This window comes from Segatella copri, assembly GCF_019127135.1.
Classification (GTDB): domain Bacteria; phylum Bacteroidota; class Bacteroidia; order Bacteroidales; family Bacteroidaceae; genus Prevotella.
On record NZ_JAHOEA010000071.1, the window covers coordinates 1 to 13,796 of the forward strand.

The window sequence follows — 13,796 nt, forward strand, 5'->3', positions numbered from 1 at the left end:
CTAGCGTTCATCCTGAGCCAGGATCAAACTCTCCATTGTAAAATATCATTTTTACTTCTTGCCTCATTGCTGAAGCAATCGGTGTTTGTTGTCTGTACTTAGGACGAATATCCTTTTCGTTTATTGAAGCTTAGTAAACCTGACTTGTCAATTGCTTGACGGTTCGTTTCTTTTACCCAGTCAACTTTCTTATTTCTAAGAAGTTAACCGCTTCTTGTACTACTTGTCTGTTTATGTAAAATCTTTCAAAGAACTCTTTCTTTAATCGCTAAGAGAAAGTGCATTTCTCAAAAGCGAGTGCAAAAGTACTAACTATTTTCGAAACAGCCAAATATTTCTCGAAAAAAGTTGCTTTTTTAGTGCTCTTTTAACACTTGTAAAGATTTAAACGAGCGAGTTTTGGATGTATACCTTATCATATATATGCGTGCGCCCAGGTACGCGCGCTCGAATGTGCGCGCATGCGTAATATAATAAGGTGAACAAGCTTCATATTTCTGATATGTATGGTAAAACTATGCATTTTTTTCCTGATACTTTTGTTTTTTCACATATTTATATTACTTTTGCAGTAGAATTACATAAGAATCATTAAAGCAAAAACAAGCATTATGAAAAGATTTACGATTATCATTTCTTTCATTATGCTCACCTTCATGCCACTCATGGCACAGGTGAAGCAGACTGTTGCCGTTCTCGGTGACTCGTATTCCACTTTCGAGGGGTTCATTCCTAAGGGTTATGCAACCTGGTACTCCCCTACTACTCCAGCAAAAACTACAGATGTTAACAAGGTAGAGCAAACCTGGTGGTGGCAAGTAATCAAGGAAGGAGGCTATAAGATGGGAAATATCAATTCCTATTCTGGTGCTACCATCTGCAACACAGGCTATAATGATGCAGATTATACCGACCGTTCTTTCATCACCCGCAGTTCTCTTCTTGGAAATCCGGATATCATCCTGATTTGCGGTGCTACGAATGACAACTGGGCTAATGCCCCGCTCGGCAACTATCAGTATAGCGACTGGAAGCGCGCAGATTTATATTGTTTCCGCCCTGCCATGGCCAAGTTGCTTTCCGATATACGCCAGCATTATCCAAATGTAGAGGTATACTTCATCTTAAACTCTGAACTCAAGGATGTTATCAATGAGTCGGTTAAAAAGATTTGCAAGACCTATCAGGTTCCTGTTATTGCCCTTCATGATATTGACAAGAAAAACGGTCATCCTACTATCAAGGGAATGAAGAGTATTGCTGACCAGGTTCTGAAGGTTATAAAAAAGTAAAGAAATAAGAAAGTTTAAATAGATAAATGATAGATTCAATACAAAACATTTTAGTTCAGGTTAGCGATTTCCTTTGGTCGTATATCATCATCACCGTCTTGATATGCTGTGCCCTGTTTTTCACTTGGCGTACCCGTTTCGTCCAGTTCCGCCTTATCAGAGAGATGATCAGGCTGCTGCTTCATCCCGACAAGGTACAACCGGAAGAAATAGGACACGATGAACTGTCGATGGAGGTGAAAGTGGATGGCGAAATGAAACACATCTCTTCCTTCCAGGCATTTGTGGTAGCATTGGCTAGCCGTATTGGAACCGGTAATCTTGCTGGTGTGGCTACTGCTATCAGCATCGGTGGACCTGGAGCCGTATTCTGGATGTGGATGCTGGCTTTGCTGGGCTCAGCATCAGCTTTCATAGAATCAACTCTCGCCCAACTTTACAAGCGAAAAGGCAAAACATCTTTCTATGGCGGACCGGCCTATTATATGAAGTATGGTTTGGGAAAAGGATGGATGGGTATTCTTTTTGCCGTGCTGATGATCATTACCTTCGGCTTTGCCTATAATTCAGTGCAGAGCAATACTATCTGTCTGGCATGGCAGAAAGCTTTTGGCATCGAACCTGCCACCATGGGAATTGCCCTCACTGTGCTCACCCTGCTCATCATCTTCGGTGGCATCCATAGAGTGGCTAAGTTCTCTTCTACCGTGGTTCCTGTGATGGCTGTCGTTTATCTTCTGATAGCTATAGGTGTTGTTATTTGGAATATCACCAGTCTGCCAACGGTTCTGCTTACCATTGTAGAGAATGCTTTCGGATTCAATCAGGCTGCTGGCGGAGTTCTTGGCGTTACAGTGATACAGGGTATCAAGCGAGGTCTGTTCAGTAATGAAGCAGGTGAAGGTAGTGCACCGAATGCAGCTGCGGTAGCTACAGTCAGTCATCCTGTAAAACAGGGATTGATACAGGCTTTGGGCGTTTTTACAGATACGCTGGTGGTATGTTCCTGCACTGCATTCATTATCCTGGTGAGCGGTGTGGATCTTACTGCTTCAAATGGTATCCAACTCACCCAGGATGCCCTGACCCACGAAATCGGAAGCATCGGCAATCCGTTTGTTGCGGTGATGATATGGCTGTTTGCCTTTAGCAGCATCATCGGCAATTATTATTATGGAGAAACCAACGTGAGATATATCAGGGACTCCAAGCTGGGTGTATTTATCTATCGTCTTGCAGTAGCAGCAATGGTGATGGTTGGAGCGGTAGTATCTCTGGATTTTGCATGGAGTTTTGCAGATATCACGATGGCTCTTCTCACCCTCTGCAATCTCGTGGCCATCGTCCTACTTTCCCGCCAGGCCGTCTTCCTGTTGAAAGACTATCGCCAACAGAAGAAGGACGGCAAGAATCCTATATTCACAAAGAACAAGATGCCAGAGATTGCTGATAAACTGGAGGCATGGTAAATAACAATGATGGATTTTCATTTCGCAAAAATCTATCCTTCATACAAGTCATCAACAAAATTCCCCGATACGAATCCTGCAGGAATACTGAGGATTCATATCGGGGAATATTTTTATGCACTAAACTATTTTATTTCTTATAGTAATCGTACAGGAAAGCATCAAGATATGCACCACGCATGTTGGTCTTATAGAAATTGCCATTCTTATCTAGGATGAGACAGGCTGGAATACCATTGATGCCATATTCGCCCATCACCATACCGCCAAAACCTTCAGGATTGCGAACCTGTGTCCAGGTCATTCCTTCCTTGGCCATTGCCTTTTTCCAGTCGGCATCTCTCTCATCTACTGAAATACTGATGATGTTGAAATCCTTGTATTTCTCGTGTACCTTCTTGAGATGTGGAATCTCCTGACGGCATGGACGACACCAGGAAGCCCAGAACTCCAACATGGTATATTCACCCTTCTTGATAAGTGAAGAAAGCTTCACCTGCTTGCCTTCAGGAGTGACAACGGTACCATCGATATAATGGTTGCCGATAGCTGTATGCTTTGCCATCTCTGCCTGCATCTGCAGCATCGGATATTGGGCAGAAGAACTCCAGTCGTTCTTCAACCAGCCCATCATCTCGTCAATCTGCTGAGAGGTATATGGGGTTGGTAAAGAAGAGAAACTCTCGAGAAGCAAGTCGAAGGCTACCAGAGAAGTGGTATGCTGCTGAATAAACAGACTGGTCTGATGGCGCATTTCCTCCTGCAACTTGATGGCTTCCTTGGCAAGGGCTACACGCTGTGCCAAATCGGTAGTCTGGTTGATACTATCATCCATCTTATGCATCTTGTCCTGAATAGGTGACATCAGTTCAAGATAAGCCTGATAAATATCCTGGGTGGTAGAACCCTTTACTACAGGCTCTATCATACTCATGTCACGCTCTGCAGGGAAACCGGTAAGATCTACATCGTAGGTCATCGGCTTATTCTCTACATAGACTCTTGTTGAGAATATTTTCTGATAGTCAGGCTCAGCTGTACCAGGTTTGTTCATATCAATAACCATCTGATACTGCTCAGGCTGGTTAACTACCCCCTTGAGCGTGAACTCACCATTCTTGATTGTAACGCTATCCAGATTGGTAACACCTTCCAATCCATACTTCTGCAACATGACAGAACAGCCATCCACGTTACCTTTAACCTTACCTTTCATCACAAAATTCTGCGCACTGGCAGCCATTGCAAGTACAAGACCGGCAAGTGTCATCATGCAAGTTTTCATTTTCATCTTATTCATTTTTTCTCGATATTATTTATTATATAATGTTTATTGATTCACATATTCCGGATTCTGAACCAGAAGACTGTTGGCTCCCATAGATGCCTTTGGTATAGGAAGAAGATACCGACGGAAACTAGGAAGTTCTGCTTTCTCATCTTCTGTCCAACTCTCGAAACCACCCTTACGGTTGTAACGGCAAAGATCGAACCATTCTTCCAGATTTTCGTTACTCATATCACACAACTTATGTTTGAGTATTTCACCCAGAAGATCGCTGTCGGAAATCGCATTGACATCATCTTCTGTATAACCGGCACGACTGATGACGGTTGCCAGTAAGGTACGAGCCTTCCCATACTGACCCTGACGAGCCTCTGCTTCGGCTGCGATATAATAGACTTCTGCCAAGCGCATGAAGTAATAGGAATCTTCGAACATAAACTCAGGAGTCAACTTGCTGTACTTGGCAATTCCAGTCATGCCTTCACCCTTGTATGCCCAAGTATAAAGAGGATCGTAGGAAGCTGCATCATCTTCACCTGGGAAGATTGGTAAATCGCCACCATCACCACCAGGGATAACGATACCGCCTTCGCTGCCACCACCACCAGGAATCACGACATCACCGCCTTCACCTGGATTAGGAACAACAACATCCCCACCCTCTCCCGGGTTTGGAATAACAATATCTCCACCTGTTTCATCGTCTGGAACTAAATCGTCAGCCACCTTCTTGAGGAGTGAACCTGGAGAAAAGGCAAACCAAGAAGCATCCATCAGTTCATTAGGATTAGCAGTATAAGGAGCGAAAAGCATCTCCTTGGAATTAAACTGTTCAGTAAAAATATTAGCATAGTCGCTTTCCAGTTCATAGCCAGCAGTTTCTGCCTCGTTAATCACTTCTTCAGATAATCTTGCTGCCTCCGGATAGTTATCCTGAGCAAAATACATCTTTGCCTTCAAAGCCTTGGCAAAAAGACTGCTCATGTGATAATGATCTGCCGGATGCTGTCCACAATGGGCGATGGCATAATCGAGATCTTCAGAAATCAACTTGTAAGTATCAGCTACAGAAGAACGCTGACGAACCTGGTTATCTCTTACCAACTCATCCTTGAAGAGGCAGACTCCGTATTGGGAATCCTGTTTCCAATACTCACCAAAACATTTCAGGAGAGTAAGATAAGCCAAAGCACGCTGGCAACGAGCCTCTGCAATCATCTCGGCACGTTTTTCCTCGCTCAGTCCTGGTATATTCTTGTTGATATGTACCAGGAAGGTGTTGGCGGTATTGATGACATTGTAGTAGGCTGTATAGGCAGTCTCCACATTACTGTTATTTGTCTGGATATTTTCTGCCGCAAACTCATCTACACCCATCACCATCGCCTGAGTCTGGGTATGCGCCATAGAAGCGATACCATATCTCAAGTAAGATACACCTGTACTGCGCCAGGAAGCGTAAACACCATTGAGAGCAGTCTGAGCAGATGTGGCATCGGTAATATAATTCAAATCAGTTACCACATAGTCTGGTTCCATATCATCGATACTGCCTATCAAGTCGCACGATGTGAATGTGAGCGCTGATACTGACAGTAACGCCAGAAATTGATATCTTATATGTTTCATAATCTTCGTTTCTTTGAATTAGAATTGCAATTTGAGACCGAATGAGAACGAACGGCTCATTGGATATACATCCTTGGTCTCGGTTGTCTTGGTAAAGGCATTTGTGGCTGCCATATCTGGATCCAAACCTGGCCAATCGGTAATGGTAAAGAGGTTGGTAGCAGTAAAGAACACCGATGCACCACTCACATGCAAGCGCTCTAACCATGCTGGCTCAAAGGTATAAGAGAGCGTGATGTTGCGCAAACGGAAGTATGAGTTGGAATATACATAGCGGTCGTTGGCCTGTGTGTTGGTATAGGCACTAGGCATCCACATCAACTTAGCATACTTGGCATCGGTGCGATCCGGTGTCCAGGTGTTGCCATACATCTCGCGCAAGATACTCATACCGATGGCTCCACTAGCAGATTCCTGCATCGTGCTGTAGTAGGCATCACCACCTAACTGATACTGGAAGAGCATAGAGAGCGTGAAGTTCTTATATGACAATGTATTTGACCATCCACCGAATACCTTTGGCTCTGGGTTGGCAATCGCCGTACGGTCGGCCTCTGAAATATAGCCATCACCATTGGTATCTGCAAACATGTAGTCACCTACAGCAGCTCCATCCTGATAGAAATCAAATCCCTTGGCCATAGCCTGTTCATTCAACTTACGAATCTGATCCTGACTCTGATAGATACCTGCCACTTTATATCCCTTCACGGTTCCCATGGCATGACCTTCCATATAGAGATCCTGATGCATCATATCGAGGGTTGAACCATTGAGCTTGGTTATCTTATTCCTGTTGGATGAGATACTGAGCATAGTGTTATAGGTGAAATCCTTGGTACGAACTACATCACCACCGATAGAGAATTCAAAACCATTGTTGGTAAGATCAAGAATATTGCTGTAATAGGTGCCGATACCAAACTCCAGGGCGATAGGAGCAGGAGCAAGCGCACCATCAGTCTTACGATGATAGATATCAAAGCTACCAGTCAGACGGCCATTGAATAAAGTAAAGTCGACACCAGCATTATACTCGGTTGTCATCTCCCACTTGATATCCCTGTTTGGATAAGTAGAAGCAAGGGTGAGTCCGCTCTGTCCGCCATACAGATTACCATTGAAATACTGGATATAAGAAAAGTCTGATACGTTGGTGGAACCAGTCTTACCCCAACTCAAACGGAACTTCAGATCATCAATATCTCTTACAGATTCCAGGAAAGGCTCTTGATTGATGCGCCAGGCCAGAGAAACTGCAGGGAAAGTACCGCGCTTGTTACCCGGTCCAAATTTTGATGACTCATCGGAACGAAGACTGAAATCAAGCAGATAACGTGAGAGGAAATCATAGCTCAAACGACCATAGATAGAATTAAGACCACTCTTGGAATAAGTCTCGGTTGGCTTATTGACGGTGGTTGCAGAACTGGCATTGTTCAATACATCATCGTTAGGGAAACCACTATAAGCCTGGTCGTGTTCCTTGCTCCAATACCTGTCGGCACTATAACCAGCCATCACGTCAAAACGATGAGCTTCGGTAAGCGTGAACTTGTAGTCGGCACGGAAATTGATAGAAGTATTGGTGTTGCGATAGTTGCTCTCAGCCAAGGTTGATGTTGGCTCCATACCCAACTGTTCCGGGAGCGTAATCTTCGGAGAGAAATAACTGTTGCTGAAGATGAATCTGGATATATTGGCATCAGCATGAAGGGTCAATCCCTTGACAGGCTTAATATCAATATAAGCATTGCCAGAGAACTGATCATTTTCATACTTCGTCTTGCGCTGGAGTTTAGCTACCGCATTGGCATCATTATAGGTATCGGTATAAAGACCGAACTTATCTACACGCTGGAAATTGCCATCCGCATCGCGTACAGCCAAATCCGGACGGGTCATCCATCCGTCATTATCATATCCCAAGGCAGGATCGTTGCTTCCACTCTTGCGTGAAGAATAGGTATAATCGAGCACACCTCCTACGGTGATGTATTTGTTGATTTCAGAATCTATAGAGAGTCTTGCACCATATCGCTCCATACGGTCATTGAGTAACAGACCTTCCTGGTTCATTCCGTTGAAAGAGAAAGAATAGTTGGTTTTGTTGCTTCCACCTCTGACAGCCACATTATACTGATGTGTAGGTGCATTCTTGTTGATTACTTCATCTGCCCAGTTGACATTATCCTTGCCATAAAGACTCTCATTAAGACCATTATAGGTATAAAGACCCGTTTCTTCATTGAGTGAAACATTTCCATACTGGTTAAGAATATAATCAAAACCATACATACCTACTATCGAACTGCCGTCATTCATGCCGTCTACAGTATTACGCAGAATCTCGTCTTGCACATTCTTGTATTCAGAAATGTTCAATGGCTTATAGTTTTTGATAGGATTACTGAACGAGAATGTGTAGCCGAAATCTACCTTGGTCTTCTCATTGCGCTTTCCGTTCTTGGTCTTGACAATAACGACACCATTGGCTCCACGTGATCCATAGATCGCAGTAGCTGCGGCATCTTTCAGCACATCGATACTCTCAATATCGTTTGGTGAGATATTGATGAGCGGGTTGATGCCGGTATCCTCCATAAAGGTAGGAACGCCATCAATGACATAAAGAGGCTGGTTGTTGTTACCCTTACCCGATTTAGGATAAGGAGATGTAATACCGCGGATGTTTAACTTGAGAGATGAACCAGGCTCACCATTTGCGGTAGTAGCCAATACGCCCTTTACAGTACCCTGAAGAAGACCATCGAGGGTTGGTGTGGTAGCAGCCAACTTGCTTATCTGTTCCTGACTCACGGTAGAGATAGCTGTGGTCACATCCTTGCGGCTCTTACTTCCGTATCCGATGACTACGAGATCATCCAGCGCTACATGATCCAACTCGAGCATCATGTTTTGCTCTTTTACGCCACGAAATTCAATACTCTTCGATTTGTAACCGATGCTGGAAAATACAATTTTAGGATGCGCCATAGATGGAAATTCCAGTATGTAGTTACCATCAGCATCAGTGATAACACCATAGCTTGTGCCTTCGATCTGCACCGTGACACCTACCAGAGGATTTCCATCGGAATCAATCACTCTTCCTTTTATAAAGGTATGACCTTTTTCTTGCACATTTTCAATACCAGCCGCAAAACTGGTATGAACTGGAAGGGCTGCCTGCACAAAGCTGGCTGAAGTTGCTGCCAAGAAAAGCAACAAGCTTTTTTCTTCTTCATAATAACTGAATGTTAGTTAAACTTCATGTTTATTGCGCAAAAGTATAAAAAATATCTAAAACTGTAGCATAATGCTATACAATTAACTTATTTTTCACACATATTCCTACTTTTTCTGCTATTTTACTTGCATTTTCCTTGTTTTTAAGTCTTTTTCTCGAAAAAAATGCTATCAGTAAGCGTTCTAACCAAACAAAGTGTATCCTGCTCTCCTTAATTATCATTATAAAGAGGATTCCATAGCTTTTGTGTTATGGAATCCTCCCCTACTCTACTTAGAGCTTCATTTCTTCATATTCCAGTCCGAAGACATCCGCTACGGCCTTGAATACTACCTTTCCATTTACGATATTCAAACCTCTATACAAGGCTTTATCCTCCTTACATGCCTTTCGCCAACCCTTGTCAGCAAGTGCCAATGCATATTTCAGCGTAGCATTGGTCAAGGCTGTAGTAGAGGTATTTGGCACAGCACCAGGAATATTAGCTACTGCATAATGCACGATTCCATCGACCATATATATCGGATCTGAGTGAGTGGTTGGATGCGATGTTTCAAAACAGCCGCCCTGATCAATTGCAACATCAACAAGTACAGTTCCCGGCTCCATCAATTTCAACATATCTTTCGTAATAAGATGCGGTGCCTTATCACCTGGTACGAGCACACTACCCACAACGATATCCACATCATGCAATTCCCTACGGATATTATGCTCGTTGGAATAGAGCGTGTGTACATTGACAGGCAGTTCCATCTCTAACTGACGAAGACGGGGCAAACTGATATCTGTAATCCATACATCAGCTCCCATTCCTGCAGCCATTCTTGCTGCAGCCTCTCCTACGGTTCCACCTCCCAATACCAAAACCTTGACGCGGTTCACACCAGGCACACCACTCATCAGTTTTCCTTTTCCTCCCTTAGTTTTCTGCAGATAAAAAGCACCATTAACAATGGCCATTCTTCCTGCTACTTCACTCATCGGAATGAGTAAAGGCAAATGGTGGTTGTCTGTTTCTACCGTCTCGTAAGCCAGACAGACGGCCCCACTCTTGAGCATGGCATCGGTAAGTTCCTTGTCACAGGCAAAATGGAAATAAGTGAATACAAGCTGGTCCTGATGGATAAGTGGATATTCCTCGGCGATAGGTTCTTTCACTTTTACAATCATTTCCGCCTCACGATATACACTCTGGATGTCGGGTAAGATTCTGGCCCCTACCTTTTCATACGCTTCATCAGCAAATCCGCTGTTTACACCAGCTGTATGCTGAACCATCACTTCATGACCATGTCGAATGAACTCTGCTACACCTGCCGGTGTCATTCCAACACGATTCTCATTATTCTTAATCTCTTTTGGAATACCTATTTTCATGATGTTATAGTTTTAAAGGTTTGACATCAGTTATTTTTAATTCTGTAAAGTTATTGAAAATATCTATAGGTTGTATACTTTGATGTCAATATTTAACAAATCTTATATTGGTTGCAATACTTATATCTGTATCTTAGTTTATCCTAATTGACTGCAATTATTTTATTAGTTTATCAGTTTATTAGTTTATCCGTATATTCTATTTATCCGACAATTAGTATATTCTAATTTTAGATTATAAGAATATTAGAAAATTAGAATATTATTCATGTAGATTGTTAGAAAAGTATAAAAAACTAGTTTTCTTTAGAAATAAAAAAGAATAAATTCTTTTATATCAACTATTTTACCTATTTTTGCAGCAAATATTAGAACTTTAGAACATTAGATCAATCAAATATAAGACTTTTAGAATAATCATAAGTTAGGATAAAAGTTTATTAGTTTGTTCTAATTGCCAGCAATTCTAATATTCGGAGAAAAGATTAAACGAAAATAAGAAGCTAAAAGTAACAAGAATAAGACATGAAACATGAATTACAGGAAATTGTTGCAGTAGTGAACAACAAGGGTGGAGTAGGAAAGACAGCCACCGTGCAGTCTCTCGCATCAGGAATGGTTCGACTGAATCATAATCTCCGCATTTTGGTGATTGACTTAGACCCACAATGCAACCTTTCTTCGCTTTTCGGGGTGAGAGACAATGAATATGACAACATATACAACGCCATGTGTAAACAGAGTGGTGTTCCTGTTTATAAATGTAAGAATGGAGTATACGCTGTTCCTGGATCTGCTCAGATGGAAAATATTGAGCAACACCTTCCAGGCGGTCCTTCGCTGAGAGAACAGATGAAGAGCTACACCGTATTGCTGAGCTGTCTGCAAGACAACGATTGCCATGACATGACGGGAGAAGGACTTAAAAACGTATTCGATGATTTCGACTACATCTTTATCGACTGTCCTCCGGCTCTTTCCAAGAATACTTATAATGCCCTGGTTGCTGCAAGCAAGATTTTGATTCCAGTTCAAATGGAAGCTTTATCTGTCAAGGGAGTAAGCGAAGTGCTCAGCGTTATGGATGAAGTGAAGGAGTTCCACATGAACGATAATCTGGAATTACTTGGACTCCTGCCAGTTATGGTAGATGAGCGAACCAAGATTACCAAGCAGTTGAGTAAACTTTTAGGAGAAAGACATGGCGAATTAATTCTTCCTTGCCGCATCCGACGCTCTGTGAAGTTCCTGGAAGCTCAGGCTCACGGACAAAGCATATTCGAATATGCACCTTACTCAAGTACAGGTATCGATTACGAAATAGCTATCAAGCACATGTTTAACATAAAGATATAATCTACCCAGAATAGGGTAGGGTTAAGCATGCAATGATAAAAAATAGAAGACAAAATTATAAACAATAATAATTATGGCTGTAGCAAAGAGAAATATCGAGGAAATTGGTGAGTCGATTGAAAATATGGGAAAGAACGACCGACCAAGTTTGTTAAATACAGAAGTTGCAAAAAACGAGGAGGATAAAAACGCATCTAAAGGTGGACGTAAGAGAAAAAGTTACTGGACTGCAGAAGAAAGACGCACCAGAACAAGTGTAGCAACATATCTTAATAAGGAAGAACTCCTTCTCTTGAAGATGAAATGCCTTGCAGATGATATTCCACAGGAAAACTTGCTCTACAACATTCTGATGGATTACTTGAAAAAGTAAGCAAACAAAAAAGTAGGTTTTACAGGGTGAAAACCACAAAACTGTTTACCTGAAAAGGCGCAAAGTCTTAAAAAAGGTATAAACACCTTCAAAAACCACATTTCTGTTTACCAAAAGATGATAATTAAAAATTATATATTATAATAGGTTATAATATACTTATATATTACGGGAGTTGTAACCTCTTGACTATTAGGCGGTTATTTTCATTTAGGTAAACAGAAATGTGGTTTTAGGTAAACAACTTTGTGGTTTTAGGTAAACAGTTTGGTGGTTTTAGGTAAACAGAAATGTGGTTTTAGGTAAACAACTTTGTGGTTTTAGGTAAACAGTTTGGTGGTTTTAGGTAAACAGAAATGTGGTTTTAATATGAGTGACCCAAAAGTAAATAAGAATCTGGTGTGGATTAACACACCTTTTTCACTGACAAAACTTGATAAGCAATATACATTATTGCAGCAAAACATATTGATGGTTGCAAGTACCCATCTCCAGAAGTATGTAGAAGAGTACTTCACTGAGAAGAGGGTGCTTGGAGATTCTCGCTCCGATTATCTTTTCGAGAAAGGTATAGAGCATGCTGTCATGGAGATACCGCCTATCATAATAGACATCAAGGATTTCCAGGTATCAACGGAGTTTCATAATTACAAGAATCTGCGTGATACGCTGAAAAATGACATTCTCAACCTCTCTGTGCGTGTTAAGATGGACAACAATACAGAGAAGATACAGCATGTATTCTCAAACATCGAGATTCCGACAACGCAGAAAGGCTATACAAAGAGCGATGGAGAGAAGGTAGAGCGCATCAAGGGTGAAGTAATACTTGAAATAGATCCTAAGCTCACTATGAGCCTCTTTGACATGCGCCAGGGATACATTCACCATATCTCCATGATCGCTAAATATTCCAAGAAGGTGAATACGCCACGTCTCTATATTTATCTGCTTCGCCAGATGGGGCTTGACAAGTGTCTGGATGTAAAGGTAGAGTTCTTGCCGATGAAACAGTATCTGGGTCTGGTAGAACTTGATGAACATGGCAATATTCTGCTTGACGACAAGGGAGAACCTGTGATGAATAAATATCCTAAGTTCTCGCAATTCAGAAAACAGGTACTCGATGTCGTAAGGGAAGACCTCAACAGAATGGCCAGCCGCAGCGAGACGGATATCGTATTTGATGAATTTTCTGATGAAGACTTTATTTATCGGAACGGGAAGTGTAAGGGTGATCCTGAATATATTGTCTTCCATATCAAGCGAACGGATGTCGGTATCAACCATATCGGTGATAAAGATGCAGATATAGCCCGTCGCCTGAATGAAAAGATTAACCGTAGCAAGGGAAAGAAAGTATCTGAAGATAATATGCTGCAGGGAGATCTTTTTGCACATGTATATCAGAATCCTGACAAGAAGATAGAAGTTGATACTACTCATGGTTCTGAGCAATGGAATCAGTTTGTTTCGATGGTGCATGATGATAATCAGATTGCTTTGTTGAAAAGATGCAAATTCATTGGTATCAAGAATGACAGATTCTGTGTTGCTGCCAGTGATTATGATTTTGTAGCTTTAAAAACTTCAGGTCTTGAAAGGCTTGCACAAGAATTCTTTAATTGTGTTGGCTCATTCATGCCTGTATTCTATAGAGCCTAAACTGAACAATATTGCAGAAGAGGAAGTAGGGGAGTACCTGAGAGTGTAAACTAAACTGTGTCAAGCTACAATAAAAGTAGTTTAACACAGTTTT

At 41.8% G+C, this 13,796-nt stretch carries 9 protein-coding genes; 5 read left to right on the top strand and 4 right to left on the bottom strand.

The genetic code is table 11. The features are described 5' to 3' along the window. Positions 1-611: 611 nt before the first annotated feature. Together KSW37_RS13695 and KSW37_RS13700 are read left to right on the top strand one after the other, a co-directional pair. Positions 612-1,292 (top strand): SGNH/GDSL hydrolase family protein, encoded by a 681-nt coding sequence (locus KSW37_RS13695; RefSeq protein WP_217743505.1) that lies wholly within the window; start codon positions 612-614, stop codon positions 1,290-1,292. 26 nt (positions 1,293-1,318) lie between these two features. Beyond that, a complete protein-coding gene (locus tag KSW37_RS13700; RefSeq protein ID WP_217743506.1) occupies positions 1,319-2,761 on the top strand; it encodes an alanine/glycine:cation symporter family protein in 1,443 nt (480 codons plus the stop codon). A gap of 130 nt (positions 2,762-2,891) precedes the next feature. On the opposite strand, the gene KSW37_RS13705 is transcribed toward KSW37_RS13700, so the two are convergent. From KSW37_RS13705 to ald, 4 genes are all read right to left on the bottom strand, one after another. Then, positions 2,892-4,061: a TlpA disulfide reductase family protein gene (locus KSW37_RS13705; RefSeq protein ID WP_217743507.1), complete on the bottom strand. Its 1,170-nt coding sequence runs from the start codon at positions 4,059-4,061 to the stop codon at positions 2,892-2,894. 30 nt (positions 4,062-4,091) lie between these two features. After that, complete coding sequence (locus KSW37_RS13710; RefSeq protein ID WP_217743508.1) at positions 4,092-5,678, bottom strand: RagB/SusD family nutrient uptake outer membrane protein; 1,587 nt, start codon at positions 5,676-5,678, stop codon at positions 4,092-4,094. A gap of 18 nt (positions 5,679-5,696) precedes the next feature. Continuing rightward, complete coding sequence (locus KSW37_RS13715; RefSeq protein WP_217743509.1) at positions 5,697-8,897, bottom strand: SusC/RagA family TonB-linked outer membrane protein; 3,201 nt, start codon at positions 8,895-8,897, stop codon at positions 5,697-5,699. Positions 8,898-9,201: 304 nt separating this feature from the next. Continuing rightward, positions 9,202-10,308, bottom strand: a complete 1,107-nt coding sequence (ald, locus tag KSW37_RS13720) for an alanine dehydrogenase (protein WP_217314927.1) — start codon at positions 10,306-10,308, stop codon at positions 9,202-9,204. A gap of 525 nt (positions 10,309-10,833) precedes the next feature. On the opposite strand from ald, the gene KSW37_RS13725 reads away from it, so the two are divergent. The 3 genes from KSW37_RS13725 (at position 10,834) to KSW37_RS13735 (ending at position 13,702) form a co-directional block, all read left to right on the top strand. Then, positions 10,834-11,664: a ParA family protein gene (locus tag KSW37_RS13725; RefSeq protein WP_217314926.1), complete on the top strand. Its 831-nt coding sequence runs from the start codon at positions 10,834-10,836 to the stop codon at positions 11,662-11,664. Between the two features lie 73 nt (positions 11,665-11,737). Continuing rightward, positions 11,738-12,037, top strand: coding sequence for a hypothetical protein (locus KSW37_RS13730; protein WP_217314925.1), 300 nt, complete (start codon positions 11,738-11,740; stop codon positions 12,035-12,037). Between the two features lie 468 nt (positions 12,038-12,505). After that, positions 12,506-13,702, top strand: a complete 1,197-nt coding sequence (locus tag KSW37_RS13735; protein ID WP_217314924.1) for a RepB family plasmid replication initiator protein — start codon at positions 12,506-12,508, stop codon at positions 13,700-13,702. Positions 13,703-13,796: the final 94 nt, after the last annotated feature.